This is a genomic window from Halomonas sp. THAF12, assembly GCF_009363675.1.
GTDB lineage: Bacteria > Pseudomonadota > Gammaproteobacteria > Pseudomonadales > Halomonadaceae > Halomonas > Halomonas smyrnensis.
This window is the reverse complement of record NZ_CP045399.1, coordinates 2,599,619-2,625,657: the sequence shown is the minus strand read 5'-3', so window position 1 is coordinate 2,625,657 and position 26,039 is coordinate 2,599,619. Positions and strand designations below refer to the sequence as shown.

The 26,039-nt window shown below is 68.3% G+C and carries 26 protein-coding genes; 16 read left to right on the top strand and 10 right to left on the bottom strand.

Annotated elements, in window-relative coordinates; genetic code table 11:
* The first annotated feature begins 140 nt into the window (after nucleotides 1-140).
* From tdh to FIU88_RS12100, 3 genes are all read left to right on the top strand, one after another.
* Nucleotides 141-1,166: an L-threonine 3-dehydrogenase gene (gene tdh, locus FIU88_RS12110; RefSeq protein WP_152479414.1), complete on the top strand. Its 1,026-nt coding sequence runs from the start codon at nucleotides 141-143 to the stop codon at nucleotides 1,164-1,166.
* 178 nt (nucleotides 1,167-1,344) lie between these two features.
* The gene (kbl, locus tag FIU88_RS12105) at nucleotides 1,345-2,538 is read left to right on the top strand and encodes a glycine C-acetyltransferase (protein ID WP_016854462.1); all 1,194 of its coding nucleotides are present in this window, start codon (nucleotides 1,345-1,347) and stop codon (nucleotides 2,536-2,538) included.
* A 98-nt stretch (nucleotides 2,539-2,636) separates the two neighbouring features.
* On the top strand, nucleotides 2,637-3,023 hold the full coding sequence (locus FIU88_RS12100; protein WP_152479413.1) for an ester cyclase: 387 nt from the start codon (nucleotides 2,637-2,639) through the stop codon (nucleotides 3,021-3,023).
* Between the two features lie 16 nt (nucleotides 3,024-3,039).
* Here FIU88_RS12100 and FIU88_RS12095 read toward each other — a convergent pair whose 3' ends face one another.
* Complete coding sequence (locus FIU88_RS12095) at nucleotides 3,040-3,882, bottom strand: AraC family transcriptional regulator (protein WP_016854460.1); 843 nt, start codon at nucleotides 3,880-3,882, stop codon at nucleotides 3,040-3,042.
* Between the two features lie 191 nt (nucleotides 3,883-4,073).
* Here FIU88_RS12095 and FIU88_RS12090 point away from each other — a divergent pair, with 191 nt between their 5' ends.
* The 6 genes from FIU88_RS12090 (at nucleotide 4,074) to FIU88_RS12065 (ending at nucleotide 9,867) form a co-directional block, all read left to right on the top strand.
* Nucleotides 4,074-4,610: an ester cyclase gene (locus FIU88_RS12090; RefSeq protein WP_016854459.1), complete on the top strand. Its 537-nt coding sequence runs from the start codon at nucleotides 4,074-4,076 to the stop codon at nucleotides 4,608-4,610.
* A 508-nt stretch (nucleotides 4,611-5,118) separates the two neighbouring features.
* Nucleotides 5,119-6,249, top strand: coding sequence for an ABC transporter ATP-binding protein (locus tag FIU88_RS12085; protein ID WP_016854458.1), 1,131 nt, complete (start codon nucleotides 5,119-5,121; stop codon nucleotides 6,247-6,249).
* Between the two features lie 8 nt (nucleotides 6,250-6,257).
* Complete coding sequence (locus tag FIU88_RS12080; RefSeq protein WP_152479412.1) at nucleotides 6,258-7,178, top strand: ABC transporter permease; 921 nt, start codon at nucleotides 6,258-6,260, stop codon at nucleotides 7,176-7,178.
* Nucleotides 7,175-7,972, top strand: coding sequence for an ABC transporter permease (locus FIU88_RS12075; RefSeq protein ID WP_152479411.1), 798 nt, complete (start codon nucleotides 7,175-7,177; stop codon nucleotides 7,970-7,972). The genes FIU88_RS12080 and FIU88_RS12075 overlap by 4 nt, the downstream gene beginning before the upstream one ends.
* A 53-nt stretch (nucleotides 7,973-8,025) precedes the next feature.
* Nucleotides 8,026-9,105, top strand: coding sequence for a PotD/PotF family extracellular solute-binding protein (locus FIU88_RS12070; protein ID WP_152479410.1), 1,080 nt, complete (start codon nucleotides 8,026-8,028; stop codon nucleotides 9,103-9,105).
* A 213-nt stretch (nucleotides 9,106-9,318) separates the two neighbouring features.
* Nucleotides 9,319-9,867: a glycine zipper 2TM domain-containing protein gene (locus tag FIU88_RS12065; protein ID WP_152479409.1), complete on the top strand. Its 549-nt coding sequence runs from the start codon at nucleotides 9,319-9,321 to the stop codon at nucleotides 9,865-9,867.
* Between the two features lie 128 nt (nucleotides 9,868-9,995).
* Here FIU88_RS12065 and FIU88_RS12060 read toward each other — a convergent pair whose 3' ends face one another.
* The 5 genes from FIU88_RS12060 to FIU88_RS12040 are packed head-to-tail and all read right to left on the bottom strand — an operon-like array spanning nucleotide 9,996 to nucleotide 16,020.
* Complete coding sequence (locus FIU88_RS12060; RefSeq protein WP_016854453.1) at nucleotides 9,996-10,241, bottom strand: formate dehydrogenase subunit delta; 246 nt, start codon at nucleotides 10,239-10,241, stop codon at nucleotides 9,996-9,998.
* A gap of 10 nt (nucleotides 10,242-10,251) precedes the next feature.
* Nucleotides 10,252-11,100 carry a formate dehydrogenase accessory sulfurtransferase FdhD gene (gene fdhD / locus FIU88_RS12055; protein WP_253742540.1) on the bottom strand — a complete coding sequence of 283 codons (849 nt, stop codon included), beginning with the start codon at nucleotides 11,098-11,100 and terminating at the stop codon, nucleotides 10,252-10,254.
* Nucleotides 11,097-13,976 carry a formate dehydrogenase subunit alpha gene (gene fdhF, locus FIU88_RS12050; protein WP_152479408.1) on the bottom strand — a complete coding sequence of 960 codons (2,880 nt, stop codon included), beginning with the start codon at nucleotides 13,974-13,976 and terminating at the stop codon, nucleotides 11,097-11,099. Before fdhF ends, fdhD begins: the two co-directional genes overlap by 4 nt.
* On the bottom strand, nucleotides 13,973-15,529 hold the full coding sequence (locus FIU88_RS12045) for an NADH-quinone oxidoreductase subunit NuoF (protein ID WP_152479407.1): 1,557 nt from the start codon (nucleotides 15,527-15,529) through the stop codon (nucleotides 13,973-13,975). The genes fdhF and FIU88_RS12045 overlap by 4 nt, the downstream gene beginning before the upstream one ends.
* Nucleotides 15,526-16,020, bottom strand: coding sequence for a formate dehydrogenase subunit gamma (locus FIU88_RS12040; protein WP_016854449.1), 495 nt, complete (start codon nucleotides 16,018-16,020; stop codon nucleotides 15,526-15,528). Before FIU88_RS12040 ends, FIU88_RS12045 begins: the two co-directional genes overlap by 4 nt.
* 132 nt (nucleotides 16,021-16,152) lie before the next feature.
* Here FIU88_RS12040 and FIU88_RS12035 point away from each other — a divergent pair, with 132 nt between their 5' ends.
* Complete coding sequence (locus FIU88_RS12035) at nucleotides 16,153-17,214, top strand: substrate-binding domain-containing protein (RefSeq protein WP_152479406.1); 1,062 nt, start codon at nucleotides 16,153-16,155, stop codon at nucleotides 17,212-17,214.
* A gap of 119 nt (nucleotides 17,215-17,333) precedes the next feature.
* Nucleotides 17,334-17,501, top strand: a complete 168-nt coding sequence (locus FIU88_RS12030; RefSeq protein WP_152479405.1) for a DUF6435 family protein — start codon at nucleotides 17,334-17,336, stop codon at nucleotides 17,499-17,501.
* A gap of 88 nt (nucleotides 17,502-17,589) precedes the next feature.
* Here FIU88_RS12030 and FIU88_RS12025 read toward each other — a convergent pair whose 3' ends face one another.
* Genes FIU88_RS12025 through gatC form a run of 4 tightly spaced genes read right to left on the bottom strand, consistent with a single transcriptional unit; the run spans nucleotide 17,590 to nucleotide 21,111 of the window.
* Nucleotides 17,590-17,799 (bottom strand): 2-hydroxymuconate tautomerase family protein, encoded by a 210-nt coding sequence (locus tag FIU88_RS12025; protein ID WP_152479404.1) that lies wholly within the window; start codon nucleotides 17,797-17,799, stop codon nucleotides 17,590-17,592.
* A gap of 58 nt (nucleotides 17,800-17,857) precedes the next feature.
* A complete protein-coding gene (gene gatB / locus FIU88_RS12020; RefSeq protein WP_152479403.1) occupies nucleotides 17,858-19,312 on the bottom strand; it encodes an Asp-tRNA(Asn)/Glu-tRNA(Gln) amidotransferase subunit GatB in 1,455 nt (484 codons plus the stop codon).
* A complete protein-coding gene (gene gatA, locus FIU88_RS12015) occupies nucleotides 19,312-20,772 on the bottom strand; it encodes an Asp-tRNA(Asn)/Glu-tRNA(Gln) amidotransferase subunit GatA (RefSeq protein WP_152479402.1) in 1,461 nt (486 codons plus the stop codon). The genes gatB and gatA overlap by 1 nt, the downstream gene beginning before the upstream one ends.
* A 51-nt stretch (nucleotides 20,773-20,823) precedes the next feature.
* Nucleotides 20,824-21,111 carry an Asp-tRNA(Asn)/Glu-tRNA(Gln) amidotransferase subunit GatC gene (gatC, locus tag FIU88_RS12010; protein WP_016854443.1) on the bottom strand — a complete coding sequence of 96 codons (288 nt, stop codon included), beginning with the start codon at nucleotides 21,109-21,111 and terminating at the stop codon, nucleotides 20,824-20,826.
* Between the two features lie 160 nt (nucleotides 21,112-21,271).
* Here gatC and FIU88_RS12005 point away from each other — a divergent pair, with 160 nt between their 5' ends.
* From FIU88_RS12005 to rng, 5 genes are all read left to right on the top strand, one after another.
* Entirely contained in the window at nucleotides 21,272-22,309 is a 1,038-nt protein-coding gene (locus FIU88_RS12005) for a rod shape-determining protein (RefSeq protein ID WP_016854442.1), read from the top strand.
* 243 nt (nucleotides 22,310-22,552) lie between these two features.
* Nucleotides 22,553-23,431, top strand: a complete 879-nt coding sequence (gene mreC / locus FIU88_RS12000; RefSeq protein ID WP_016854441.1) for a rod shape-determining protein MreC — start codon at nucleotides 22,553-22,555, stop codon at nucleotides 23,429-23,431.
* Nucleotides 23,431-23,919, top strand: coding sequence for a rod shape-determining protein MreD (gene mreD / locus FIU88_RS11995; protein ID WP_016854440.1), 489 nt, complete (start codon nucleotides 23,431-23,433; stop codon nucleotides 23,917-23,919). Before mreC ends, mreD begins: the two co-directional genes overlap by 1 nt.
* Before the next feature lie 5 nt (nucleotides 23,920-23,924).
* Nucleotides 23,925-24,542 carry a nucleoside triphosphate pyrophosphatase gene (locus tag FIU88_RS11990; protein WP_152479401.1) on the top strand — a complete coding sequence of 206 codons (618 nt, stop codon included), beginning with the start codon at nucleotides 23,925-23,927 and terminating at the stop codon, nucleotides 24,540-24,542.
* 33 nt (nucleotides 24,543-24,575) lie between these two features.
* Nucleotides 24,576-26,039 (top strand): ribonuclease G, encoded by a 1,464-nt coding sequence (gene rng / locus FIU88_RS11985; RefSeq protein ID WP_152479400.1) that lies wholly within the window; start codon nucleotides 24,576-24,578, stop codon nucleotides 26,037-26,039.

The window sequence follows — 26,039 nt, the reverse complement described above, 5'->3', positions numbered from 1 at the left end:
TTCAGTATGATGGATTTTTTTCTTGCATAGAGGAATTTGTCCACTATGCTGGAATTAATTCCTTCATGGTAATCATCCTGTCAGGGATTGCCAGCCGGAGACCTAGTCGAAGAGACATCCACCATAGCGAGGAGGCGTGCATGAAGGCGCTAGTCAAGCGAGAGGCGGCACCGGGGCTTTGGCTCGATGACGTGCCCGAGCCGGACGTCGGCATCAACGATGTCCTGGTCAAGGTCAAGCGAACGGCGATCTGCGGCACAGACCTGCATATCTACAAGTGGGATAGCTGGGCCCAGCAAACCATTCCGGTACCGATGGTGGTGGGCCACGAGTTCGTCGGCGAGATCGTCGAGGTAGGCTCCAACGTCAACGATTTCCACCCCGGGCAGATCGTCTCCGGCGAGGGGCACGTGGTCTGCGGGCGCTGCCGCAATTGCCTGGCCGGGCGGCGCCACCTGTGTGCCCATACCCGTGGCATCGGCGTCAATCGCCCCGGGGCCTTCGCCGAGTACGTGGCGTTGCCGATGTCCAATGTCTGGGAGCATCGCCCCGGCATCGATCTGGACGTGGCAGCGCTGTTCGATCCCCTGGGCAACGCCGTGCATACCGCCTTGCAGTACGACCTGCTCGGCGAGGACGTGTTGATCACCGGGGCCGGGCCGATCGGCGCCATGGCCGCCGCGGTCTGCCGCCACGCCGGGGCGAGACATGTGGTGATTACCGACGTTAATCCCCAGCGGCTAGCGCTGGCCAAGACGTTGGGAGCCACCCGCACCGTCAATGTCGCCGAGGAGAGCCTGGTCGACGTCCAGAGCTCGCTGGGCATGTCCGAGGGCTTCGATGTGGGTCTCGAGATGTCCGGTAATCCGTCGGCCTTCCAGGACATGCTCGCCAACATGTGTCATGGCGGCAAGATCGCGATGCTCGGCATTCCCGGCGAGGAGCTGGCCATCGACTGGAACACCGTGATCTTCAACATGCTGACCATCAAGGGCATCTACGGCCGGGAGATGTACGAGACCTGGTACAAGATGTCCGTGATGATCGACTCCGGCCTGGATATCTCGCCGGTGATCACCCATCGCTTGCACTACAGCGAGTTTCAGCAGGGCTTCGATGCCATGCTGGCGGGAGAGGCCAGCAAGGTGATTCTTAACTGGGAGTGAGAACGCATGGAAGCGATGGTCACCGGGGATAAGGCGCAGCGGGGTGTTATTGCCATGAATGGCAAACGTAGCCCAGGGATGGGTTTACAGCGCCTCGCGAAGGCTTGTCGCCGGTACAGCGCATCGCATTAGGATCTTCGACACTTGATGAGCCATCTAGCAGAAGGGATACGACACCATGTACGGCGACTTTCAACAACATCTTCGCGACGAACTGGCGGCCATCGACGCGGCCGGGCTGACCAAGCGCGAGCGCGAGCTGGCGACCCCCCAGGGCGCCCATGTGGGCGTGGCGAACGACGGCGAGGTGTTGAACCTATGCGCCAACAACTACCTGGGGCTCGCCCAGCATCCCGAGGTCAAGGCGGCCGCCATGGAGGGCCTGAACGAGTGGGGCTACGGGCTGGCCTCGGTGCGCTTCATCTGCGGCACCCAATCCCTGCACAAGACCCTGGAAGCGAAGCTCAGCGAGTTCCTCGGCACCGAGGACACCATCCTCTATCCTTCCTGCTTCGACGCCAACGGCGGGCTGTTCGAGACCCTGCTGGGCCCCGAGGACGCGGTGATCTCCGATGAGCTCAATCATGCCAGCATCATCGACGGGGTGAGGCTGTGCAAGGCCAAGCGCTACCGTTACCGCAACAGCGATATGGCCGATCTTGAGGCTCAACTGCAGGCCGCCGATGCGGCGGGGGCGCGCTTCAAGCTGATCACCACCGACGGCGTGTTCTCCATGGACGGCTATATCGCCCGGCTCGACGAGATCTGCGCTCTGGCCGAGCGCTATGGGGCCCTGGTCCACGTCGACGACTGCCATGCCACCGGCTTTCTGGGCGAGGGCGGTCGCGGCAGCCATGAGTACCGCGACTGCCTGGGTCGGATCGATATCCTCACCGGCACCCTGGGCAAGGCCCTGGGCGGCGCCAGTGGTGGCTACACCAGTGCTCGAGGTGAGATCGTCGAGTTGCTGCGCCAGCGCTCGCGGCCGTACCTGTTCTCCAACACCGTGGCGCCGCCGGTGGTCGCAGGTGCCCTCAAGGCCCTGGAACTGGCGGCGGAATCTCGCGAGCTGCGCGACCGGCTGCGCGACAACACGGCCTACTTCCGCCGCGGACTCGAGGAGCTGGGCTTCGAGCTGCTACCCGGCGAGCACCCCATCGTGCCGGTGATGCTTCATGACGCTGCCCTGGCGGCACGTTTCGCCGAGGAAATGCTCAAGGAGGGCGTCTATGTGATCGCCTTCTCCTATCCGGTGGTGCCCAAGGGCAAGGCACGCATTCGTACTCAGGTATCGGCGGCCCTGAGCCGCGAGGACCTGGAGGGGGCTTTGGCGGCCTTTGGAAGGGTCAAGACGCGGCTGGGGATCGGTTAGGGAGCGGGCATCATCTCGAGAAATCCAGGGTCTTGGCCTAGAGTCTTGTGTCGCCGCTCGGTGACAAGGAAGCCGCCAATATCGGCGGCTTCCTTACCATGCATTCGGAGAACTCGAGTTTCGATCTCTACCATCCGGGGGCCACGGTCAATATTCCCGGCGGTGACAGCATCAACGGCCACGGCGATATCGATCGCTTCTGCCTCGGCTACCTGGCGTCCTTCCCCGATGCCGACTTCCGGGTCGAGCATCTGATCATCAATCGCGACCCCGGTCAGCCGGTGCGCCTCGCCATGCGCTGGACAATGCGTGCCACCCACGGCGGCTGGGGCCACTTCGGCGCGCCGACCGGGGCGCCGTTCTACATCATGGGGCTGTCTCACGCTCACATGGTCGATGGCCGGGTCACCCAGGAATGGATCACCGTCGACGAGGTGGCGGTCTGGAAGCAGCTGCTGGCTCACGAGGTGGCCCGGGACGCCTGAGAGCCGGTCGCCGGTGTCAGCGCAACAGGGTCTGCCGCACCTGGCGTCGGTAGTCGCTGGGGCTCTCGCCGGTCAGCCGCTTGAAGCGCTTGCTGAAGTGGAAGGGGTCGCAGAATCCCAGGCCGTCGGCGATCTCGGCGACGGCCTGATCGCTGTGGACCAGCAACGACATGGCCCTGCGCAGGCGCTGTTGGTCGAGGTACTGCTTCGGACTCTGGCCCAGGGTCGCCTTGAACAGCTCGGTGAAGCGGTTGCGGGACAGCGCGCAGCGGGCGGCGAGCTCCTCGACCGTAGGCGCCCGATCGACATGCCCGTCGATCAGCGCCAGGGCAGCCTCGAGCCGTTTGAGGGCGGCGAGATGATGCCGGCGTTCCGGGCGTTCCCGGGACACGGCAAGCACCTGTGCAAGGAAGTCGTAGGCGGCGGCCTGGCGGGCCGCCGCCCCCTGCAGGGCATCGGTGTGCTGATTCGCCAGAAGGGCGGTCAGTGCCGCGGTGGCCCGGGCCACGCCGGCCGCCTCGTCGGCGATGACGGTCGGCACCGCATGGCCGGAAAACACATCGACGGCGTGATGCAGGCTGAAGTCGATATGCAGGCCGTCGGTGACCGTGCCTGCCTCGAACGACAGGGCGTGACGCGTCCCAGCGGGCACCAGTAGTACCTCCCCCGGCGTCGCGCTGACGCCGCCTCCCTCGGCCCATTCACAGTGATAGGCGCCCTCCACCACATGCAGGACCACCCAGTAGGGAAGCACCCGCCAACCGGTGTTGACGCAGTGATCGCTGCGATGGGTCGACCAGTCGATGCGACAGCGCAGGGCGTCGGTCAGGTCCGAAAGGGGCGCCGGGAAGCAGGACATGGTGGGGGCTCTCCTGTCGCGGGCGGATAGCGGCGAGGCGTCGCGGGATGGAGCATATACCCTAGAATATCAGCCAGGAGGTGCAAAAACACATGCAAAGAGGGCGGCGGGACATGGTGGGCAGGGGAGGGGGGAGCTAACTTGTCCGGGTTGCTTCGCACTTTATCGATCCATGACCCAAAGGTGTTTCCATGCCCGGCGCACGCCCTCAACAGGCCGCCCTGACGCGGCACAATGACCTCTCCAAAACCGACGAGACCCTAGCCACCATCGATGCCATGGTCGATGGCCTCAACGACCACGACATCGACAACATGGGGCGTTTCTTCAGCGATGCCTTCCGCTGGATGGGCAATGCCGGTTGCGGCTTCAAGCAAGGACTGGAGGAGTTCCAGTCTCATTGGCAGCGGCCCTTCCAGGCGGCCTTTTCCGATAAGGTGTGCATCGACGAGGCTCGCCTGGCCCAGGGCGAATGGTGTGCCGCTTTCGGCCGCCAGGAGGCCGTGCACAGCGGTGAGTTCATGGGCATCGCCCCCACCGGCAAGAGAGTGGTGATCCGCTACATGGATTTCTGGAAGGTGGTGGACGGCAAGATCGTCGATAACTGGGTCATGGTCGACTTTCCGTCGGTCATGCAGCAGCTCGGCGTCGATCCCTTCGGTGGGCACGGCTGGGAGGCGATGGACAGTGCCGCTCGGCCCGAGCGATACGGCGATGCGCTTCCCTGAAGCTGTCGACGTCTGGGGCCAGGTATTGCCCTGCTCGCCGGCCGAGTGGTACCTGGCCCGGTCTTCCCTCTGGGGAATGACAGCCCTGTCGCTTCGCAAGCAGGTAAGGCCCCTGTCTCACGACGGCCTCCGGCTCATGTCATCGGGCCCGCCCCATCGGCGGAGCAGGCCGGGCCGCTAGCGTCTCCACCATGGCGACATGGCCGACTGGAGGCCATGAGGCCGTCGGCAGCCCCCTCCCATGAAGGGGCGCATCGCGACAAGCGACGACATCCACGCCCCGCTCGTCCCGCCTTCCGCCCGCCGGGAGGCGGGTTTTCCTGCCCGATTGCGTCTCTGGCCCTTGCCGCCGGGGCCCTGACCCTAGAAAATTCCCCTTTGCCACCATCTGACGCCAATGCGAGCCCCGGGGAGGAGCGACCTCCACTCTGGCGGCCTCTGCGCGTCATGAGCTCGGGCGAGCCGACGCGAACAGCGGGCGCGGCCGACGCAGCGAAGAGACGAGTCCATGAGCGAGACCATGACGGCGGATATCGCCGACCGGCCGGGCAGCGATCCGGCCGCCGAGAATTCCGCCCGAAGCGAGACGCGCCGCCAGGCGTCGTCGATCGAGATGCAGGGCCTGCACAAGCGCTTCGGGCATGACACCGTGGCCCTGGACGGGGTCGATCTGACCATCCGGGCCGGCGAGTTCTTCACCCTGCTGGGGCCGTCCGGCTGTGGCAAGACGACCCTGCTGCGGATCCTCGCCGGCCTGGAGGCGCCCGATGCCGGCGCGCTGGCGGTAGGGGGGCGCGACATCACCGAGGTGCCGCCTCACCGGCGCAGCGTCAACACGGTCTTCCAGTCCTATGCGCTGTTTCCGCATCTCTCGGTGCGCGACAACCTGGCCTTCGGCCTCAAGATGCGCGGCCTGCCGGCCGCCGAGCGCAACGCCCGGGTCGACGAGATCGCCGGTTTCATCCAGCTCGGCGACCTGGTCGAGCGCCGCGTCGACCAGCTGTCCGGCGGCCAGCGTCAGCGCATCGCCCTGGCTCGGGCGCTGGTCTGCGAGCCCGACGTGCTGCTGCTCGACGAGCCGCTCTCGGCCCTGGACGCCGGCCTGCGCGGCCAGCTGCAGGTGGAGCTGCTGCGCGTCCAGCAGCGTCTCGGCATGACCTTCGTGTTCGTTACCCACGATCAGGACGAGGCCATGGTCATGTCCGATCGTATCGCCGTGCTGAACGGCGGCAGCATCCAGCAGGTCGGCGCGCCGCGGGAGGTCTACGAACGCCCGGTCAACGGCTTCGTGGCACGCTTCATGGGCCACGACAATCTCTTTGCGATCCGCGCCCGCGACGGCCGGCGGCTGACCACGGCGCTCGGCACGCTCGACGCCGAGGACCCCGGCGACGGCGCGCTGCTGCTGATTCGTCCCGAGACCCTGGACCTGCTGCCCGGCGCGGTGGAGGGCCCCAACCATCTGCCGGCGACCGTGGCCGAGCGGCTCTATCGCGGCAGCCACGCGGAGTTCCGGCTGGCGGTCGGCGACACCACCCTTCAGGCCATGGTCAGCAACCGCGGTCGCCACCTGCCCGAGGTGGGCGAGACGGTGACGGTGACGGTGGCGCCGGAAGACCTGGTGACCCTGAGCGAATGAGGCAGCGCATGACCGATACCGGCGTAACGGCTTCCTCCTCACGAGGCCTGGGACGCGAGACCCGCCACCTGCTGTGGACGGTGACCCCGGGGGCGCTGTGGATCCTGCTGTTCCTGGTCCTGCCCAGCGTCTACCTGATGAGCGTGGCCTTCATGAGCAGCGGCCCCTACGGCCTGCCGCAGATGCCGCTGTCGCTGGATGCCTTCGAGCGTCTGGCCGGCTTCGGCTTCCTGGGCTGGAGCCCCGGCAATCTCTATACCCTGCTGCGCTCGCTGTGGCAGACCCTGGTCTCCACCGCGCTGGTGGTGGTGATCGCCTATCCCGTGGCCTACTACATCACCACCTGTCGCGCCAAGTGGCGGCCGCTGCTGCTGCTGGCGGTGGTGGTGCCGTCCTGGACCAATCAGGTGATCCGCTCCTTCGGCTGGATGAACCTGCTGGCGCCGGGCACGCCGCTGTCCGACCTGGCCGCGAGCCTGGGACTGATCTCGCCGCACATGGGGCTCTATCCCTCCAACTTCGCGGTCACCCTGGGGCTGGTCTACAACTTCCTGCCGTTCATGGTGCTGCCGCTCTACAGTGCCTTCGAGAGGCTCGATGTGACCCAGGTGGAGGCCGCCCAGGACCTCTACGCCAATCCGCTCAGGACCTTTCGCCACGCGATCTTCCCCCAGACGCTGCCGGGACTGCTGGCGGGCATCGTGCTGGTGGCGATTCCCGCCTTCGGCATGTACGTCGTGTCCGAGCTGCTCGGTGGCGGCAAGGGCATGATGCTCGGCAACCTGGTGGCCAGCCAGTTCGCCGGCGCCGCCAACTGGCCGCTGGGCGCGGCCGGTGCGATCCTGATGCTGCTGGCGACCTTCATCGGGCTCTTCGTGATGCGCCGCCTCGGCAAGCGGCTGGGCGGCGGCGAGCAGGTGGTGATATGACCAAGCGTACCCTGCACCGCGGCCTGGCCGTCTTCTGGTGGCTGACCCTGGCCTTCCTCTACCTGCCGCTGGCGGTGGTGGTGCTGTTTTCCTTCAACTCGGCCAACAGCTCGGCGCGTTTCGCCGATTTCTCGCTGCGCTGGTATCACCGGCTGATGGGCAACGAGGAGATCCTCTCGGCCTTCGGCAACAGCCTGGTGCTGGCGGTGGTCTCGTCGCTGGTCGCGCTGGTGGTCGGCGGCGTGCTCGGCTATGGCATGTATCGCCATCGGCGGCGCCGCCTGGGCTGGCTGATCCTGGTGATCTACCTGCCGCTGGTGCTGCCGGACATCGTCTTCGGCATCGCCGAGATGGCCTTCTTCGTGCAGATCAACGAGTGGACCGGCTGGCTGTCGCCGGGGCTCGGCACCATGATCATCGCCCATGTGACCTTCCAGATTCCGTTCGTGGCGCTGATCGTCTATTCGCGCTTCGTGGGGCTGGACCCGGCGCTGTTCGAGGCCGCGCGGGATCTCTATGCGACGCCTCGCCAGCGCCTGGTGCACTTCATGCTGCCGACGCTCAAGCCGGCGCTGATGGCGGCCTTCTTCCTCTCCTTCACGCTGTCGGTGGACGACTTCGTGATCAGCTTCTTCACCGCCGGGCCGGAGAGCGCGACCCTGCCGATCTACATCTGGGGCGCGATCCGCAAGGGCGTGTCGCCGGAGATCAACGCCATCGCCGCGCTGATGATCGCCGCCGTGGCCATCGCCGCTATGCTGAGTCTTGTCTTCAGCCGTCGCCGGTCGCCCTGAACCGGCGGCACCCACCGATCACCTCGACCACCAGAAACGCCAAGGGAACGAACATGACCATCATGACACGCAGCACCCTCGCCATGGCCCTCTCGCTGGGCGGGCTCGCCCTCGCCGGACAGGCCCAGGCGCAGCAAGAGGCGGACAAGCTCTATCTCTTCAACTGGACCCAGTACATGGACCCGGCGATCATCGAGGCCTTCGAGGCCGAGTACGACGTCGAGGTGGTGCAGAACTACTTCAACTCGCTGCCGGAGATGTTCGCCAAGCTCAACGCCGGCGGCGCCTCCCAGTACGACATCGTCGTGCCGTCCAACTACTACGTGCCGCGCCTGATCGAGACCGGCCTGGTCCAGCCGCTGGACAAGGCGCGGCTCGACAACCTGGACAACGTCATGGCGCAGTTCCAGGATCCCTCCTACGATCCCGGCGGCCGCTACTCCGTGCCCTACCAGTGGGGCACCACCGGCATCGTCTACAACACCGAGACCTTCCCCGACGCGCCCAGGAGCTGGTCGCTGATGTTCGATCCGGCGGTCAACGGCGAGTACCCGTTCGCCATGATCGGCGACGGTCAGGTCACCATGGGCGGCGCCTGCGCCTACCTCGGCCACGGCTATGACTGCACCGGCCTGGATGCCTGGCGCGAGGCGGCGCGGCTGATGATCGACACCAAGGGGCGCGACACCTTCAGCGGCTTCAGCGACGGCACGCCGGCGCTGCAGCAGCTGTCCCGCGGCGTGATCCAGGCCGGCATGTCCTTCAATGGCGATTACTTCTACCAGAAGGACGAGAACCCGGAGGCCTTCGAGCACCTCGCGTTCATGATTCCGGAGGAGGGGGCCGAGATGTGGGTCGACGCCATGATGATCCCCTCCGAGGCGCCGCATCCCGAGCTGGCGCACCAGTTCATCGACTTCCTGCTCGACGCCGAGGTCGGTGCCCAGCTGTCCAACTACAACTACTACGCGAGCCCCAACGCCGCCGCCGAGCCCTATCTCGACGAGGTGCTGACCCAGCCGCCGATCATGCCGAGCGACGAGGACATGGAGGCCCTGCGCTTCATTCCCACGCTGTCCGGCGAGTCGTTGCAGACTTTCCAGCAGCTGTGGTCCGAGGTGCAGGCGCGCTGATGGCGGCGTGATCGACCGAGGTGTCCGCGTCCGGCGACAGCGGCGCAGCAAGTGTGGAACCGCATCGGGTGGGCTGGAGCCGCGATCGATGGCGGCCGATACTGTCGGGCATCGGCGCGGGGCGGGAAGCCTCGCCCGCCATTGCAACCGCTGGAGCAGGTTTCCAGGATTCCGGCGAGAGGCGTGTCGAACGCCCGATAAGAGGTTACGAACATGAGCAAGTCGATCGTGGTGGGCAGCGTTCTGGCGGTACTGGGCCTCGGTGGCATGGCCTTCGGCGCCTGGCAGGTGCAGGAAAGCCGCCAGCCCCAGTTCGCCGATATCACCGGCGTGGAGACCCTGACCCGCACGGTGGAGACCCCGCGTGAGGTGTGCGAGAACGTGGTGGTGCAGCGTCAGGCGCCGACCCGCGACCCGCACAGCGTGGTCGGCACGGCGGCCGGCGCCATCGTCGGCGGGCTGCTGGGCAACCAGGTCGGCGGCGGCAGCGGCAAGAAGATTGCCACCGTGGCCGGTGCCATCGGCGGCGGCCTCGCCGGTCGCGAGGTGCAGCAGCGGGTCGAGGCCGGCCAGACCGTCTCCACCACCGAGCAGCGCTGCCACACCGTCACCGATTCCCGCGAGGAAACCACCGGCTATGAGGTCAGCTGGCGCTATGACGGCCAGTCCCACACCAGCCGGCTGGACCAGCGTCCCCAGGGCGAGACGGTGCGCGTCGTGAACGGCGAACCGCAGTGGGGCGAGCCCCGCAGCCAGGGCTGATTCGCCGGTGACGTCTGGCGCCTGCAGGCGCCGAGGCCAAGTCAGGAAACAGAAGGGCCGCCCCATCGGGGCGGCCCTTTTGCGTGCTGTCGTGCAGCGGTGGCTTGTGTCGTTCGGTGCGACCGGCTTCAGCCCGCCTTGCGGGCCTGATGCTCGGCCAGCCGTTCGACGGCCTGGCGTGCCACCGGCGCCAGGCCGCCGGCGTCGGGCTCGTCGAGGCAGGCGACGATGCGCTGCTTCATGGCCCGGGCCCAGAACTTCTCCAGGTGACTGCAGACGCCTTCCACGGCCTCGGCTTCCTCGCGGCCGCCGCTCAGGTTGGTGGCAATCTGATTGACCATATGCACCAGGGTCTCGCCTTGATCGTGCGACATGCGCTGTTCCTCAACAACCGTGGGCCCGCGCCGACGGAGCGTCGGCGGGGCGATGATAGATCAGGTGGCGGCCGGGGCGGGCGAAGCCGACCAGCAGCAGCCCGGCCTGCTCGGCCTGCTCCACCGCCAGCGAGGTGGCCGCCGAGACGGCCACCAGGGCGCCGATGCCGGCGCTGGCGCTCTTGTGCACCATCTCGTAGCTGGCGCGACTCGAGACCAGCGCGAAGCCGCCTTCGTTCGGACCGCCCTCGCGGGTCAGGGCGCCGATCAGCTTGTCGAGGGCGTTGTGGCGTCCCACGTCCTCGCGCGCCAGGCGAATCCGGCCGTCGGCCTCGCACCACGCCGCGGCGTGAGTGGCGCCGGTGGCCGCCTGCAGCGCCTGATGATCGGCCAGGGCCCCGAGGGCCTGCTGGATGGCGTCGTCGCTCAGTGCCGGCGCCCGGACCCTCGGGATCGGGCGAATCGCCTGATCCAGCGCCTCGGTGCCGCACAGGCCGCAGCCGGTGCGGCCGGCCAGGCTGCGACGGCGTTCCTTGAGCTCCGCCAGCCGCTGGCCGGCGATGGTCAGCTGCACCGTCAGCCCGCCGGGCTCCTCGTGCACCTCCAGGTCGTAGCACTCGTGGGGATGCGCGAGGATGCCCTCGGTGAGGCTGAAGCCCAGCGCGAAGTCCTCGAGATCGGCGGGGCTGGCCATCATCACCGCATGGGAGATGCCGTTGTAGACCAGCGCCACCGGGACCTCGAGGGCCAGGGCGTCGTCGACCACATCGCCGTCCCGTCCCGACGCATCGCGGTGGACCTCCACGCGCCGGCGCGTCAGGGGAGGGGCGCCGGACGAGGGCGTCCCTCCGCGGCTCATGAGGCGGCGTCCCTGGCCGTGGCCAGGTATTCGCGCTGCCGGCGGTCGGCCTCGTCGAAGCGGCGCTGCCACTGGGACGGCTGGCTGACCTTCTCGACCTGCACCGCGGTCACCTTGTACTCGGGGCAGTTGGTCGCCCAGTCGGAGCTGCTGGTGGTGATCACGTTGGCGCCGCTGCCCGGGTGGTGGAAGGTGGTGTAGACCACCCCCGGCTGCATGCGCTCGCTGAGCCGCGCCCGCAGCACCGTCTGGCCGGCGCGGCTGGTGACGCCCAGCCAGTCGCCGTCCTGGATGCCGCGCACCTCGGCGTCGGACGGGTGTACCTCGATCACGTCCTCGTCGTGCCACACCTGGTTGTCGGTGCGTCGGGTCTGGGCGCCGACGTTGTACTGGGACAGGATCCGCCCGGTGGTCAGCAGCAGCGGGAAGCGGCGGCTGGCGCGCTCCTCGGTGGCCACGTACTCGGTGATCGCGAAGCGGCCGCGGCCGATCGGGAAGTCCACCTCGTGCATGGTCGGGGTGCCGTCGGGATGCTCCTCGTTGCAGGGCCACTGCAGGCTGCCGTGCTCGTCGAGGCGGTCGTAGCTGACCCCGGCGAAGGTCGGCGTGAGTCGCGCGATCTCGTCCATGATCTCGGACGGGTGCGTGTACTCCATCGGATAGCCCAGGGCGCGGGCCAGATCGACGGTGACTTCCCAGTCGGCCTTGCCGGCCAGCGGCGGCATCACCCTGCGCACCCGGTTGATGCGGCGCTCGGCGTTGGTGAAGGTGCCGTCCTTCTCCAGGAAGCTCGAGCCCGGCAGCAGCACGTGGGCGAACTTGGCGGTCTCGTTGAGGAAGATGTCCTGGACGATCAGGCAGTCCAGCGAGCGCAGCGCCGCCTCCACGTGCTGGGTGTCGGGATCCGACTGGGCGATGTCCTCGCCCTGCACGTAGAGCGCCTTGAAGCTGCCCTCGATGGCGGCGTCGAACATGTTGGGGATGCGCAGGCCCGGCTCGTCGTCGAGCTTGACGCCCCAGGCGGCCTCGAAGCGGCCGCGGGCGGCGACGTCGGCGACATGCTGATAGCCCGGCAGCTCATGGGGGAAGGAGCCCATGTCGCAGGAGCCCTGGACGTTGTTCTGGCCGCGCAGCGGGTTCACGCCCACGCCCTCGCGGCCGATGTTGCCGGTGGCCAGTGCCAGGTTGGCGATGCCCATCACCATGGTCGAGCCCTGGCTGTGTTCGGTGACGCCCAGGCCGTAGTAGATGGCGCCGTTGCCGGCGGTGGCGTAGGTGCGTGCGGCGCGGCGCACGGCCTCGGCGGGCACGCCGGTGACCGATTCGGTGGCCTCCGGGGAGTGGCGCGCCTCACCGATGAAGTCGCGCCAGGCGCGATACGCCTCGGTGTCGCAGCGCCTGGCGATGAAGTCGTGGTCCTCCAGGCCCTCGGTGACCACCACGTGGGCCAGGGCGTTGACCAGCGCCACGTTGGTGCCCGGGCGCAGCGGCAGGTGTTGGGCGTCCTCGAGGTGCGGCGTATTGAGCAGGTCGATGCGGCGCGGGTCGGCGACGATCAGCGAGGCGCCCTGGCGCAGGCGCTTGCGCATCATCGAGCCGAACACCGGGTGGGCGTCGGTGGGGTTGGCGCCGATCACGATGATGGCGTCGGCCGCCATCACCGAGTCGAAGGTCTGGGTGCCGGCGGACTCGCCCAGGGTGGTCTTCAGGCCGTAGCCGGTGGGCGAGTGGCAGACCCGGGCGCAGGTATCGGTGTTGTTGTTGCCGAAGGCCGCGCGGATCAGCTTCTGCACCAGGTAGGTCTCCTCGTTGGTGCAGCGCGAGGAGGTGATGCCGCCGATGCTCTCGCGGCCGTGCTCGTCCTGGATCGCCGTGAGGCGCTTGGCGGCGAAGGAGATCGCCTCGTCCCAGTCGACCGGGCGCCAGGGCTGGTCGATGGCATCGCGGATCATCGGCGTGGTGATGCGGTCCGGATGGGTCGCATAGCCGAAGGCGAAGCGACCCTTGACGCAGGAGTGGCCGTGATTCGCGTCGCCGCCCTTGTAGGGCACCATGCGCACCAGCTGGTCGCCCTTCATCTGGGCCTCGAAGGAGCAGCCCACGCCGCAGTAGGCACAGGTGGTGACCACGCTGTGCTCGGGCTGGCCGGCGTCGATGACGCTCTTCTCCATCAGCGTCGAGGTCGGACAGGCCTGGACACAGGCGCCGCAGGACACGCACTCGGAGTCCATGAAGGCCTCGTCCTGGCCGGCGGCGACGGTCGAATCGAAGCCGCGGCCGTCGATGGTCAGCGCGAAGGTGCCCTGCACCTCCTCGCAGGCCCGCACGCAGCGCGAGCAGACGATGCACTTGCTGGGATCGAAGCTGAAGTAGGGGTTGGAGTGGTCGGTCTCGGCGGCCAGGTGGTTCTCGCCCTCGAAGCCGTAGCGCACCTCGCGCAGGCCCACCGCGCCGGCCATGTCCTGCAGCTCGCAGTCGCCGTTGGCCGGACAGGTCAGGCAGTCCAGCGGGTGATCGGAGATGTAGAGCTCCATGATGTTGCGGCGCAGCCGGGCCAGGCGGTCGTTCTGGGTGGTGACCTTCATGCCTTCGGCCACCGGGGTGGTGCAGGCCGCCGGCGTGCCGCGCCGGCCCTCGACCTGGACGGCGCACAGCCGGCAGGAGCCGAAGGCTTCCAGGCTGTCGGTGGCGCACAGCTTGGGAATGTTGATATCGGCCAGGGCCGCGGCGCGCAGCACCGAGGTGCCCTCGGGCACGGTGATCTCGACGCCGTCGATCTCGACGCTCACCGGGGCTGCGTCGGCGGCCGGTGCCGGGGTGCCCAGGTCCTTGGCCAGTGCCTTGTCGTGCTGGCTGGGGTCGAAGTGCTGAATCATGAGCGGTCTCCTTCCGGCGCGCGCTGGAAGTCGTCGGGGAAGTGTTTCAGGGCGCTCTGCACCGGGAAGGGCGTCATGCCGCCCATGGCGCACAGCGAACCGTCTTCCATGGTCTCGCAGAGCTCGCCGAGGAGCTCGAGGTTGGCGTCGCGGTCACGGCCTGCCCGGATGCGGTCGATGACCTCCACGCCGCGGGTCGAGCCGATGCGGCAGGGCGTGCACTTGCCGCAGGACTCTTCCTTGCAGAACTCCATCGAGAAGCGGGCCTGCTCGGCCATGTCGACGCTGTCGTCGAACATCACCACGCCGCCGTGGCCGACGCCCGCGCCGACCTCGGCGAAGGTCTCGTAGTCCAGCGGCATGTCCCACTGGCTCTCGGGCAGGTAGGCACACAGCGGGCCGCCGACCTGGACCGCGCGCAGCGGACGGCCGCTGGCGGTGCCGCCGCCGAAGTCTTCCATCAGGGTGCGCAGGGTGGTGCCGAAGGAAAGCTCCACCAGCCCGCCGCGCTTGACGTTGCCGGCCAGCTGCAGCGCCAGGGTGCCGCGGGAGCGGCCCATGCCGTGGTTGGCGTAGGCCTGGGCGCCCTCGGCGAGAATGAAGGGCACGGCGGCCAGCGACAGCACGTTGTTGACCACGGTGGGGCGGCCGAACAGGCCCTCGATGGCCGGCAGCGGCGGCTTGAAGCGCACCAGGCCGCGCTTGCCCTCGAGGCTCTCCAGTAGCGAGGTCTCCTCGCCGCAGATGTAGGCGCCGGCGCCCAGGCGCACCTCCAGGTGGAAGGCGCGGCCGCTGCCCTGCATGTCGTCGCCCAGATAGCCGGCGGCCTCGGCGCGGGCGATGGCGTCATCGAGGATTTGCTTGGCCAGCGGGTACTCGGAGCGCAGGTAGATGTAGCCTTGGGTGGCGTTCACGGCGAGGCCGGCGATGGCCATGCCCTCGATCAGCACGTAGGGGTCGCACTCCATCACCAGTCGGTCGGCGAAGGTGCCGGAATCGCCCTCGTCGGCGTTGCAGACGATGTACTTCTGGTCCGCCGGGGCATCGAGCACCGTCTGCCACTTGATGCCGGTGGGGAAGGCCGCACCGCCGCGGCCGCGCAGCCCGGAGGCCTTGACCTCCTCGACGATGTCCTGGGGCTCGAGCGCCAGCGCCGCCTCGAGGCCGCGGAAGCCGTCGTGGGCCCGGTAGTCATCGACCGACAGCGGATCGGTCACGCCGATGCGGGCGAAGGTCAGGCGCTGCTGGCGGGCGAGATAGGGGATCGCCTCGGTCGGCCCCTGGGCCAGTGCGTGGCCGTCGCGGCCCTCGAGCAGGCCCTCGTCGAGCAGCGACGGCACGTCGGCGGGCGTCACCGGGCCATAGGCGACGCGGCCGGCGGGGGTCTCGACCTCGACCAGCGGCTCGAGCCAGGCCAGGCCGCGGGAGCCGTTGCGCACCACGGTCAGCGCGAGGCCGCGACGTTCGGCCTCGCGCTCCAGGCGCGTGGCGACGGCGTCGGCGCCCAGCGAGAGGGCGGTGGTATCACGGGGAACGAAGACGCGGACGCTCATCCGAGCACCTCCAGCGGCTGGGTGCGGAGTTCATCGACCAGGGCATCGAAGCGCTCGGGCGTCACGCGGCCGAGGATCTGGTCGTCGACGCGGACCGAGGGGCCGCAGGCGCAGTTGCCCAGGCAGTAGACGGCCTCGAGGGTGATCTCGCGGTCGGCGGTGGTCTGGTGATAGCCGACGCCGAGGGTGGCCTTGGCATGGGCCTCCAGGGGGCGGGCACCGCGGGCCTGACAGGCCTCGGCGCGGCACACCTGAACCACATGGCGGCCCGGCGGCGAGGTGCGGAAATGGTGGTAGAAGCTGATCACCCCGTGCACCTCGGCGCGGGTGAGGCCCAGCGATTCGGCGATGATCGGCACCGCGCCCTCGGGCACATGGTCGAAGCGGTCCTGAAGGGCGTGCAGGATCGGCAGCAGGGCGCCGGGCTTGTGCTTCAGGGCGTCGACCTCGGCCTGGACCGCCTGGGGCGTCCACTCTCGGGAATCGTTCATCGAGTACCCCTAGTTATCATTGTAGCTGGCGTTTAAATATGCACGCTGTTTCATAGGTAGGCGGGGCGTGCGTCACGGTCGCGGTAAAGCTAGCATTGGTGTCTCGACGGCGAAATATGAAACTTACTTCACATGAAGCGTATCCGCATCACGCCGGCCTGGCACTTCAGCGACGAGGCCGGTAACCAGCTCGATCCCAAGCTGTTCGGCCTGCTCGAGGCGGTGCATCGGCACGGCAAGCTGACCCGGGCCGCCGAGTCGGTGGGCATCTCCTATCGCCATGCCTGGAACCTGCTCAACAAGTGGGGCGAGTTCTTCGGCATCGCCCTGGTCGACCTCGAACGCGGCAAGGGCGCGCGGCTGTCGCCGCTGGGCGAGAAGCTGCTGTGGGCCGAACAGCGGGTGATCGCCCGGCTGGGGCCGCAGCTGGAGAGCCTTGGCTCCGAGCTCAACCTCGCCATTCAGCAGGCGCTTGAGGGCGTCAAGCCGGTGCTGCGCCTCTACGCCACCCACGGCTATGCCGTCGAACTGCTGCCGGCCTACCTCGATGAGCTGCGTCTCGATCTCCAATATTGTAGTTCTCGCGAGGCCCTTTCGGCGCTGCATCGCGGCGCCTGCGACCTGGCCGGTTTTCATCTGCCGCGGGGCGAGGTCGGCGCGCGGGTGATCCGTGGCTATCGTGACCTGCTCAAGCCGCGCAGTTACCGGGTGATCCGCTTCATCACCCGGCGCCAGGGCCTGATGGTGGCGCCGGGCAATCCGCTGGGCATCGAGGGCTTGAGTGATCTGGCCAAGGGCGAGGTGCGCTTCATCAATCGCCAGGCGGGCTCGGGCACCCGGGCGCTGCTGGACGGCCTGCTGGAAGGGGAGGGGCTGGCGAGCCGGCGCATCCGCGGCTACGAACTCGAGGAATACACCCACTCGGCGGTAGCGGCCTATGTCGCCGCCGGCATGGCGGAGGTCGGTTTCGGGGTGGAGGCGGCGGCCCGGCGCTTCGGGCTCGACTTCGTGCCGCTGGCGCTGGAGGACTACCTGCTGGTCGGTCACCGTCGCAGCCTGGCGGAGCCGAAGCTTCAGTCGCTGTGTCAGGTGATCGCCGGCGAGGCGTTCCAGGCGGCGGTGCGGGAGCTGCCGGGGTATCGACCGGATCGCTGCGGCCAGGTGGACGGGATCGAGGCGCTGTTTGCGGACTAGTTCGCCCGGCGCGACGTCAGGCGCGTTGAGGGGGCGTCAGGCAAGCCTCGGGGTGAGGTTTTCTTGTACAATAGTTATGTTTTTACCTTGCTGTGTATGACTATTGCGGAGGAAACGGCATGCTGAACTGGCTCAAGCGAGACCCGGTCAAGAAGCTCCAGCAGCAGTACGAGCAGAAGCTGGAGCAGGCGATGACGGCCGCGCGCAATGGCGACATGCGGGCCAACGCGGCCCTGACCGAGCAGGCCGAGGCGCTGCGGGCGGAGATAGAGCGGCAGAAGGGCTGAGGGCGCCGGCCGGATCGCCGCGGCCAGGTGGAGGGTATCGAGACGCTGTTCGGCCAGCGCCGGCCCCGCCGGGCGGCGGGGCCGGGAATCAGGCGTTGGCGTCCTGCTCGGCGCGCCGCCTGGCGACCGACTGGCCGGCGATGCCGAAGTCCTGGGGCGCGATGTCATCGAGCATCACGCGTACGCTCTCGGGCGTGCAGTCGATGGCCTCGACGCAGGCGGCGGTGACCTTCTCGATCAGCGCTTCCTTCTGCTCGGCGCTGCGGCCTTCGATCAGCTGGATGTTGATGTTGGGCATGGGGCCTCCTCGAGGGCAGTGTCCTCCCTCGCCCGTGGAGGGCGAGGGAGGACGCGGATCAGCACAGGGCGTCGAGCTTTTCCTTGAGCAGGGCGTTGACCTGCTGGGGGTTGGCGGTGCCGCGGGAGGCCTTCATCACCTGGCCGACGAAGTAGCCGATCATCTTGCCGCGCTTGTCGGGCTCGGCGTCGCGGTACTGGGCGACCTGGGCCGGGCTGTCGGCGATCACCTGGTCGATCATCGCCTCGATGGCGCCGGTGTCGGTGACCTGCTTCAGGCCCTTGGCCTCGATGATGGCGTCCGCGGAGTCGCCCTCGCCGTGCCACAGCGCCTGGAACACCTGCTTGGCGGCCTTGCCGTTGATGGTGTCGTCCAGCACCCGGACGATGAGCCCGCCGAGCTGGTCGGCGGAGACCGGGCTGTCGACGATCGCCAGGCCCTCGCGGTTCAGGGCGCCGGACAGCTCGCCCTGTACCCAGTTGGCGGCCTGCTTGGCGTCGCCGCAGACGGCGTGGACCCGCTCGAAGTACTCGGCCATGGCGCGGCTCGCCGAGAGCACACCGGCGTCGTAGGCGGAGAGGCCGAGCTCGCTCTGGAAGCGCTCGCGCTTGGCGGCCGGCAGTTCCGGCAGCTGGCCGCGCAGGTGGTCGACGTAGGCCTGGTCGAGCACCACCGGCAGCAGGTCGGGGCAGGGGAAGTAACGGTAGTCGTTGGCCTCCTCCTTGGTGCGCATGCTGCGGGTCTCGTCGGCCTCGGGGTCGTAAAGACGGGTCTCCTGGACCACCGTGCCGCCGTCCTCGAGCAGCTCGATCTGGCGTTCGACCTCGAACTCGATGGCGCGCTCGACGAAGCGGAAGGAGTTGACGTTCTTGATCTCGGCGCGGGTGCCGAAGGCGTCCTGGCCCTTGGGACGCACCGAGACGTTGACGTCGCAGCGCATCGAACCCTCGGCCATGTTGCCGTCGCTGATGCCCAGATAGGTCACGATGGAGTGGATCGCCTTGAGGTAGGCCGCGGCCTCCTTGGCCGAGCGCATGTCGGGCTCGGAGACGATCTCCAGCAGCGGCGTGCCGGCGCGGTTGAGGTCGATGCCGGTCATGCCGTGGAAGTCCTCGTGGAGCGACTTGCCGGCGTCTTCCTCGAGGTGGGCATGGTGCACGCGGATGCGCTTGCTCTCGCCGTCGTCGAGCAGGATCTCGACCTCGCCCGGGCCGACGATCGGCTCATACATCTGGCTGGTCTGGTAGCCCTTGGGCAGGTCCGGATAGAAGTAGTTCTTGCGGTCGAACACCGAGACCTCGGGGATCTCGGCGTGGATGCCCAGGCCGAACTGCACGGCCATGGCCACCGCCTGCTCGTTGAGCACCGGCAGCACGCCCGGCAGGCCGAGGTCGACGGCGCAGGCCTGGGTGTTGGGCTCGGCGCCGAACGCGGTGGAGGCGCCGGAGAAGATCTTGGAGCGGGTGGCGAGCTGGACGTGGACCTCCAGCCCGATCACGGTTTCCCATTGCATCAGGCGGTCTCCTCGGCAAGTTCAGGACGGCGCAGGTGCCAGTCGGTGGCCTGCTGGAACTGGTGGGCGACGTTGAGCAGCTGGGCCTCGGCGAAGTGGGTGCCGAGGATCTGCAGGCCCACCGGGCGGCCGCCGGCGAAGCCGGCCGGCACGCTGATGCCGGGGATGCCGGCCAGGTTGACGGCGATGGTGTAGATGTCCTGCAGGTACATCGACACCGGGTCCTTGTTGGCGCCCAGGTCGAAGGCCGGGGTCGGCGAGGCCGGGCCCATCAGCACGTCGACCTCCTCGAAGGCGTCGAGGAAGTCCTGGCGGATCAGTCGGCGGACCTTCTGCGCCTGCTTGTAGTAGGCGTCGAAGAAGCCCTCGGAGAGGGTGTGGGTGCCGATCAGGATGCGCCGCTTGACCTCCTCGCCGAAGCCCTCGCCCCGCGAGCGCTTGTAGAGGTCGATCAGGTCGGTCGGATTCTCGCAGCGGTGGCCGAAGCGCACGCCGTCGAAGCGCGACAGGTTCGAGGAGGCCTCGGCCGGCGCGATCACGTAGTAGGCCGGGATCGCATAGTGGGTGTGCGGCAGGCTGACCTCGCGCACCGTGGCGCCGAGCGACTCATAGACGCGGATCGCCTCGCGCACCGCGCGCTCGACCTCGGCGGACAGGCCGTCGCCGAAGTACTCCTTGGGCAGGCCGATCTTGAGGCCGGACAACGGGGCCTCGAGGCCCTCGGTGTAGTCCGGCACGCCGCGCGCCACGCTGGTGGAGTCGCGCAGGTCGTGGCCGGCGATGGCGCCGAGCAGGTGGGCGCAGTCCTCGGCGGTGCGGGCCATGGGGCCGGCCTGGTCCAGGCTCGAGGCGTAGGCGATCATGCCGTAGCGCGAGACGCGGCCGTAGGTCGGCTTCAGGCCGGTGATGCCGCAGAAGGCCGCCGGCTGACGGATCGAGCCGCCGGTGTCGGTGCCGAGCGCCGCCGGCACCAGGCCCGCGGCCACCGCGGCGGCGCTGCCGCCGGAGCTGCCGCCGGGCACGGCACCGAGGTCCCAGGGATTCTTCACCGCGCCATAGAAGCTGTTCTCGTTGGACGAGCCCATGGCGAACTCGTCCATGTTGGTCTTGCCGAGGCTCAGGGTGCCGGCGGCGGCCAGCTTCTCGACCACGCTGGCGTCGTAGGGCGCGTCGAAGTTGTCGAGCATCCGCGAGCCGCAGCTGGTCTTCACGCCCCGGGTGCAGAAGATGTCCTTCAGTGCCAGCGGCAGGCCGGTCAGCGGGCCGGCCTCGCCCCGGGCCCGGGCGGCGTCGGCGGCATCGGCAGCGGCCAGGGCCTGCTCGCCGGTGACGGTGATAAAGCTGTTGAGCGCGCCGTCATGGCGCTCGATGCGCGCGAGCAGATGCTCGGTCAGCTCGCGGCTGGAGAACTCGCCGGCCGCCAGGGCGGCGGCGAGTCCGGTCAGTGTCTGGTCGTGCATGGGGCCGGGGCTCCGTGATGACATGTCATTGACGACGAAAGAGGGAGGCGGTCACTCGACGACCCGCGGCACCAGATAGAGGCCGTTCTCCACCGCCGGGGCGCAGCGCTGGAAGGTCTCGCGCTGGTCGGTCTCGGTGACCTCGTCGGCGCGCAGGCGCTGGGTGGCGTCCAGCGGGTGGGCCAGCGGGGCGACGCCGTCGGTATCGATCGATTGCAGCTGGTCGGCCATCTCCAGGATGCGGCCCAGGTCGTCGAGATAGCGGTCGGCCTCACCCTCGTCCAGGCCGAGACGGGCCAGGTGGGCGGCCCGGAGAACGTCTGCGTGTTCAAGCGCCATGATCGGGTGTCCTCGAAAGGGTGGCAGAAAAGACCGCAGAAGTTACCACATTCGCGTCACGGCGGGCAGGGGCCAGGGGCGTGGCGCTTGCCGCTAGGGGGGTGCAGTGATACGGTTTGCCCCCGCACAGGGTCCCCGGTCTGCACTAGGTAACGACTTCATGTTCAAACGTTTGAGGGGGCTGTTTTCCAGCGATCTGTCGATCGACCTGGGGACGGCCAATACGCTGATTTATGTCCGCGGGCGCGGTATCGTGCTCGATGAGCCGTCGGTGGTGGCGATTCGTCAGTCCGGCAACATGCGCAGCGTGGCCGCCGTGGGTGCCGACGCCAAGCGCATGCTGGGCCGCACGCCGGGCAATATCACCGCCATCCGGCCGATGAAGGACGGCGTCATCGCCGACTTCACCGTGACCGAGCAGATGCTGCAGTACTTCATCCGCAAGGTCCATCAGAGCACCTTCCTGACGCCGAGCCCTCGGGTGCTGGTCTGCGTGCCCTGCATGTCGACCCAGGTCGAGCGCCGTGCCATCAAGGAGTCCGCCGAGGGCGCCGGGGCCCGCGAAGTGTTCCTGATCGAGGAGCCCATGGCCGCGGCCATCGGTGCCGGCCTGCCGGTCGAGGAAGCCCAGGGGTCGATGGTCGTCGACATCGGTGGCGGCACCAGCGAGATCGCCATCATCTCGCTCAACGGCGTGGTCTACTCCGAGTCCATCCGCGTCGGCGGCGACCGCTTCGACGAGGCGATCATCGCCTACGTGCGTCGCCACTACGGCAGCCTGATCGGCGAGTCCACCGCCGAGCGCATCAAGGAAGAGATCGGTTGCGCCTACCCCGGCGGCGAGCTGCGCGAGATCGACGTGCGTGGCCGCAACCTGGCCGAGGGCATTCCGCGCAGCTTCACCCTGAATTCCCACGAGATCCTCGACGCCCTCCAGGAGACGCTGGGCTCCATCGTCGCCGCGGTGAAGAGCGCCCTGGAACAGTCGCCCCCCGAGCTGGCCTCCGACATCGCCGAACGCGGCCTGGTGCTGACCGGCGGCGGCGCGCTGCTGCGCGACCTCGACAAGCTGATCGCCGAGGAGACCGGGCTGCCGGTGGTGGTCGCCGAGGATCCGCTGACCTGCGTGGCCCGCGGCGGCGGCAAGGCCCTCGAGATGATCGATCAGCATACGTTCGAGCTGCTCTCCAGCGACTGACCGGGGAAGCCCTGCTGGATGGAAGCGCTGGCCGGGATCGGTCGCCCCCGGGTGGCCGGCCCCGGTGTTCGCGCGACATGGCCGGTATGTCCCCTGCAAACGGAATGTCGCCATGGCGGACCGGCGCCCTGGCGGGGGCCGAGCAGTCTGGCGTCGCGGGATAAGGTCCGACGCCGTCAAGGAGAATAGGGAGAGGACGCCATCAAACCGCTGTTCTCGCACGGCTCGGTGCCGGGATATCGCATGCTGCTGTGTGTGCTCCTCGCCGTGGCCCTGATGTTTGCCGATCTGCGTTTCACGCGCATGGAGCCCGTGCGGGCCCAGCTGTCGACGCTGGTGGCGCCGATCCAGTGGCTGGTCAGCCTGCCCAGCGACGCCCTCAACTGGGCGTCGCTGGCGTTTTCCGACCAGCGTGAGCTGCTCGATGAGAACCGCCAGCTGCGCGAGCAGATCCTGACCCTCTCGCATCGCGTCCAGCGCATGGCCAGCCTGACCGCCGAGAACGTGCGGTTGCGCGAGCTGCTGGATGCCACCCGCGAGCATGACATTCCCTTCATCACCACCGAGCTGTTGTCGCTGGACCCGGATCCCTTCAGCCACCGCATGGTCATCGACCGCGGGCAGCGTGACGGCGTCTTCGTCGGCCAGCCGGTGATGGATGCCGCCGGGCTGGTGGGGCAGGTGACCTCGGTGTCGGCCTATGCCAGCCGGGTGCTGATGGTGTCCGATGCCAGCCACTCGCTGCCGATTCAGGTCAACCGCAACAATCTGCGCTTCATTCTCCAGGGCACCGGCCAGTACGACGCCCTCGGCGTGTTGCATGTGCCGGACACCGCGGATATCCGCGAGGGCGACCTGCTGATGACCTCGGGACTGGCCGGCCGCTTCCCGCCCGGCTATCCGGTGGCGCGGGTCACCTCGGTGGTCCACGATCCCGGCGAGCCCTTCGCCCAGGTGAAGGCCCGCCCGGTGGCCCAGCTGCAGCGTGCCCGCCACTTCCTGCTGCTGTTCCCGCCCGAGCCTCCCGAGGCGCCGGGTCGCGGCGGCTGGACGGTGGCGCTCGATCCGGCGGCCGTCGAGGCGGCGGTGGAGATGATCGGCCCCGCCGAGGAGGACGAATAATGGCCGCACGCGCGACGGCGAGCCTGCCCTGGATCTGGCTGACCCTGCTGCTGGCGCTGTGCCTGCAGGTGCTGCCGCTGGCCGATGGCTGGCAGATCTGGCGCCCGGACTGGCTGGGGCTGATGCTGATCTACTGGTGCATGAAGGCGCCGCAGAAGGTCGGGGTCTTCCACGGTTTCGTGCTGGGCATCTTGCTCGACCTGATCCAGGGCGCGCCGCTGGGGCAGAACGCGTTGTTGCTGTCGCTGCTGGCCTTCCTGTGCGCCCTGGTCTATCCGCGCTTCCGCGCCTATTCGCTGCTGCAGCAGGCGGTGCTGATCCTGGTGCTGCTGGGGACGGTGCAGCTGGTGGAGCAGTGGCTGCGCACCCTGCTGGGGCCCTTCGCGATCCATCTTTCCTTCCTGCTGCCCTCGGTGATCGGGGCGCTGCTGTGGCCCTGGCTGACCACGCTGTTCCGCGCCTTCCGGCGCCGCGGCAGCGAGGAGTGAGCCGCATGGCGATGCCCGATGCCACCACCGATGCCCCCGAGCCGCCGCTGATCCGGCTGGCGTCGGCCTCGCCGCGCCGACGCCAGCTGCTGGCCGGCGTCGGCGTGACGGCCGAGGTGCGGCCGGTCGATCTCGACGAGACGCCGCGGCCAGGCGAAGCGCCCGAGGCCTATGTCCGGCGCCTGTCCGAGGAGAAGGCCCGGGCCGGGGCGGTGGGCAGCGCGCTGCCGACGCTCGGCTCCGATACCGCGGTGGTGTGTGACGACGCCATCCTCGGCAAGCCGCGGGACCGCGAGCACGCCGCCGCCATGCTGCGCTCGCTGTCCGGGCGATCCCATCGGGTGCTGACCGCGGTGGCCGTGACCGGCCCGGCGGGGCTGCTGAGCACCTGCGTGACGACGCGCGTCTGGCTGCGCGAGATCACCGATGCCGAGATCGCCGCCTACTGGGCGACCGGCGAGCCCGTCGACAAGGCCGGTGGCTACGCGATCCAGGGGCGGGCGGCGCTGTTCGTGTCGCGCCTGGAGGGCAGCCATTCCGCGGTGGTCGGCCTGCCGCTGTTCGAGACCGCCGAATTGCTGGCCCGACAGGGCGTGCCGCTGTGGAACCGCGCTATGTCATAATGCCTCGAGTTTCCTCTGGACAAGGATTTCCGCATGAGCGGTGAAGTACTGATCAACCTGACCCCGATGGAGACCCGGGTCGCCGTGGTGGAGAACGGCGTGCTCCAGGAAGCCTTCATCGAGCGGGCCCGGCGCCGCGGCATCGTCGGCAACATCTACAAGGGCAAGGTGGTCCGGGTGCTGCCGGGCATGCAGGCCGCCTTCGTCGACATCGGCCTCGATCGGGCGGCCTTCATTCATGCCCACGAGGTGATGCCGTCGGGGACGCCGGCCGACGAGCAGGTCTCCATCGGTCACCTGCTCCACGAGGGGCAGTCGCTGGTGGTGCAGGCCACCAAGGATCCGATCGGCTCCAAGGGCGCACGCCTGACCACGCATCTCTCGGTGCCGTCGCGCTACCTAGTCTACATGCCGGACTCTCCGCACAACGGCGTCTCCCAGCGCATCGAGGACGAGCGCGAGCGCGAGCGGCTGCGCGAGTTGGTCGAGGCCGCCCAGGCGGAGCAGACCCTGGAGGTGACCGGGGGCTTCATCGTGCGCACCGCCGCCGAGGGCGTCACGCAGGAGGAAATGGCCGGCGACATGCACTTCCTGCTGCGCCTGTGGCGCAGGGTCAGCGAGCGCAAGATCACGGCCTCGGCCCCCAGCGTCATCTATGACGACCTGCCGCTGTTCATGCGCACCCTGCGCGACGTGATGCGGGACGACATCGAGAAGGTGCGCATCGACTCCCGCGAGAACCACGTCAAGCTGCTGGAGTTCGCCGAGGAGTTCATGCCCTCGGCGGTGGAGCGCATCGAGCACTACGCCGGCGAGCGGCCGATCTTCGATCTGTTCAGCGTCGAGGACGAGATCCAGAAGGCGCTGGGGCGCAAGGTGCAGCTCAAGTCCGGCGGCTACCTGGTGATCGATCCCACCGAGGCGATGACCACTATCGACGTCAACACCGGCGGCTTCGTGGGGCATCGCAATCTCGAGGAAACCATCTTCAAGACCAACCTCGAGGCCGCCACCGCCATCGCCCGTCAGCTGCGGCTGCGCAACCTGGGCGGCATCATCATCATCGACTTCATCGACATGGAGGAGCCCGAGCATCAGCGCCAGGTGCTCCGCGTGCTGGAGAAGTCGCTCGAGCGCGATCACGCCAAGACCAAGTGCACCGGCGTCACCGAGCTGGGGCTGGTCCAGGTGACGCGCAAGCGCACCCGCGAGAGCCTCGAGCAGACCCTGTGCGAGGCCTGCCCGTCCTGTCACGGTCGCGGCACCCTCAAGACGCCGGAATCGGTGTGCTACGAGATCTTCCGCGAGATCCTGCGCGAGGAGCGGGCCTACAGCGCCGAGACCTACACGGTGCTGGCCTCGCAGCCGGTGGTCGATCGCCTGCTCGACGAGGAGTCCGCGGCCGTCGCCGATCTGGAGGAGTTCATCGGCAAGACCATCCGCTTCCAGGTCGAGGCCCACTACTCCCAGGAACAGTACGATATCGTGCTGATGTGA

Bases quoted from the DNA above. Each gene is read 5' to 3' on its own strand.
- tdh (WP_152479414.1), top strand. From the start codon at position 141: ATGAAGGCGCTAGTCAAGCGAGAGGCGGCACCGGGGCTTTGGCTCGAT.
- kbl (WP_016854462.1), top strand. From the start codon at position 1,345: ATGTACGGCGACTTTCAACAACATCTTCGCGACGAACTGGCGGCCATC.
- FIU88_RS12100 (WP_152479413.1), top strand. From the start codon at position 2,637: ATGCATTCGGAGAACTCGAGTTTCGATCTCTACCATCCGGGGGCCACG.
- FIU88_RS12095 (WP_016854460.1), bottom strand. From the start codon at position 3,882: ATGTCCTGCTTCCCGGCGCCCCTTTCGGACCTGACCGACGCCCTGCGC.
- FIU88_RS12090 (WP_016854459.1), top strand. From the start codon at position 4,074: ATGCCCGGCGCACGCCCTCAACAGGCCGCCCTGACGCGGCACAATGAC.
- FIU88_RS12085 (WP_016854458.1), top strand. From the start codon at position 5,119: ATGAGCGAGACCATGACGGCGGATATCGCCGACCGGCCGGGCAGCGAT.
- FIU88_RS12080 (WP_152479412.1), top strand. From the start codon at position 6,258: ATGACCGATACCGGCGTAACGGCTTCCTCCTCACGAGGCCTGGGACGC.
- FIU88_RS12075 (WP_152479411.1), top strand. From the start codon at position 7,175: ATGACCAAGCGTACCCTGCACCGCGGCCTGGCCGTCTTCTGGTGGCTG.
- FIU88_RS12070 (WP_152479410.1), top strand. From the start codon at position 8,026: ATGACCATCATGACACGCAGCACCCTCGCCATGGCCCTCTCGCTGGGC.
- FIU88_RS12065 (WP_152479409.1), top strand. From the start codon at position 9,319: ATGAGCAAGTCGATCGTGGTGGGCAGCGTTCTGGCGGTACTGGGCCTC.
- FIU88_RS12060 (WP_016854453.1), bottom strand. From the start codon at position 10,241: ATGTCGCACGATCAAGGCGAGACCCTGGTGCATATGGTCAATCAGATT.
- fdhD (WP_253742540.1), bottom strand. From the start codon at position 11,100: ATGAGCCGCGGAGGGACGCCCTCGTCCGGCGCCCCTCCCCTGACGCGC.
- fdhF (WP_152479408.1), bottom strand. From the start codon at position 13,976: ATGATTCAGCACTTCGACCCCAGCCAGCACGACAAGGCACTGGCCAAG.
- FIU88_RS12045 (WP_152479407.1), bottom strand. From the start codon at position 15,529: ATGAGCGTCCGCGTCTTCGTTCCCCGTGATACCACCGCCCTCTCGCTG.
- FIU88_RS12040 (WP_016854449.1), bottom strand. From the start codon at position 16,020: ATGAACGATTCCCGAGAGTGGACGCCCCAGGCGGTCCAGGCCGAGGTC.
- FIU88_RS12035 (WP_152479406.1), top strand. From the start codon at position 16,153: ATGAAGCGTATCCGCATCACGCCGGCCTGGCACTTCAGCGACGAGGCC.
- FIU88_RS12030 (WP_152479405.1), top strand. From the start codon at position 17,334: ATGCTGAACTGGCTCAAGCGAGACCCGGTCAAGAAGCTCCAGCAGCAG.
- FIU88_RS12025 (WP_152479404.1), bottom strand. From the start codon at position 17,799: ATGCCCAACATCAACATCCAGCTGATCGAAGGCCGCAGCGCCGAGCAG.
- gatB (WP_152479403.1), bottom strand. From the start codon at position 19,312: ATGCAATGGGAAACCGTGATCGGGCTGGAGGTCCACGTCCAGCTCGCC.
- gatA (WP_152479402.1), bottom strand. From the start codon at position 20,772: ATGCACGACCAGACACTGACCGGACTCGCCGCCGCCCTGGCGGCCGGC.
- gatC (WP_016854443.1), bottom strand. From the start codon at position 21,111: ATGGCGCTTGAACACGCAGACGTTCTCCGGGCCGCCCACCTGGCCCGT.
- FIU88_RS12005 (WP_016854442.1), top strand. From the start codon at position 21,272: ATGTTCAAACGTTTGAGGGGGCTGTTTTCCAGCGATCTGTCGATCGAC.
- mreC (WP_016854441.1), top strand. From the start codon at position 22,553: ATGCTGCTGTGTGTGCTCCTCGCCGTGGCCCTGATGTTTGCCGATCTG.
- mreD (WP_016854440.1), top strand. From the start codon at position 23,431: ATGGCCGCACGCGCGACGGCGAGCCTGCCCTGGATCTGGCTGACCCTG.
- FIU88_RS11990 (WP_152479401.1), top strand. From the start codon at position 23,925: ATGGCGATGCCCGATGCCACCACCGATGCCCCCGAGCCGCCGCTGATC.
- rng (WP_152479400.1), top strand. From the start codon at position 24,576: ATGAGCGGTGAAGTACTGATCAACCTGACCCCGATGGAGACCCGGGTC.